Genomic DNA, 890 nt, shown 5'->3' with positions numbered 1-890 from the left:
AAGTTCGTTTCTGGATTCGTTGCAGGATCATGTTTTTATCCGTCGGTCTGATCCATTTTTTTATCATAACCCGATCATCTTTCTCCACATATCGCAGAGCTCTCACGCGGCGGCTTGCCGACGTTGTGAGAAGCGACTTGATATGCGAATCTTTCTTTGAATAAGGATAAGGCTGATTCGCATAGCTTCATCAGTATTTTTATTCTTCATACTCGATAAAATCCCATGGGATCTCTTCTTTGAATATTTTTATGAATCCTTCCATTTCTTCGAGGCTAACTTCTTGCTTCGAGGTCCATATTTCTCTGGTTCGTTTTGTGTCGTCTCTGAATATCTCGCAAACCATCGAACTATCTCGATAGATTTCGACACCGATGCCGTCACGATCAGAAACACTGCTAGCCACTGTTATTTCGTAATTCTTAGGGTCGAAGCTCATTTCTAGTTCTGCATATCGCTAAGGTCTCAGGCGAGCGCTTGCGCGAGTTGTGAGGACCGACTTGATGGGGGTTTTTGTTTTTGAATTGGGGTTGGTTTGGACATGGAAGTTTCGGCTCTTCTTCTCTTTGAACTAGAGTAGGGTTTCTTTGTTCTGAATCGATCTTAATTCCTCTGCAGGATTATCTGTCTTTAAAAAGATCGTCGGGTTGGTCCTTTCGCCAAAGTGCGGTCTATCTGGTCAATGCTGTGTCTTCTCTTTGATTCGCCCCCACAAGAGGATTTTTTCTTTTTGGTGGACTTAGAAAATGGATACATCGCCAAGTTGGTTATCTTGGAAAATCTATTTCTCCCCATCGCTGAGGTGTCACGCGGAGAGGGCGCAGCCCTCGGAGTTGTGACCACCGACTTGATATGTGCAGTTTCTTTCAGTGTAGGGCTGAAACGTCGCA

Annotated in this window: 1 protein-coding gene; it reads right to left on the bottom strand. The window is 44.3% G+C overall.

Going from position 1 to position 890, the window contains the following annotated elements; genetic code table 11:
- Window positions 1–199: 199 nt before the first annotated feature.
- Window positions 200–439: a hypothetical protein gene (locus QEH53_RS23870; RefSeq protein WP_309025748.1), complete on the bottom strand. Its 240-nt coding sequence runs from the start codon at window positions 437–439 to the stop codon at window positions 200–202.
- Between the last annotated feature and the right edge of the window lie 451 nt (window positions 440–890).

Source organism: Pelagicoccus sp. SDUM812002 (assembly GCF_031127835.1).
In the GTDB taxonomy this organism is placed as follows: domain Bacteria; phylum Verrucomicrobiota; class Verrucomicrobiia; order Opitutales; family Opitutaceae; genus Pelagicoccus.
This window is presented reverse-complemented; position numbering and strand designations above follow the sequence as displayed.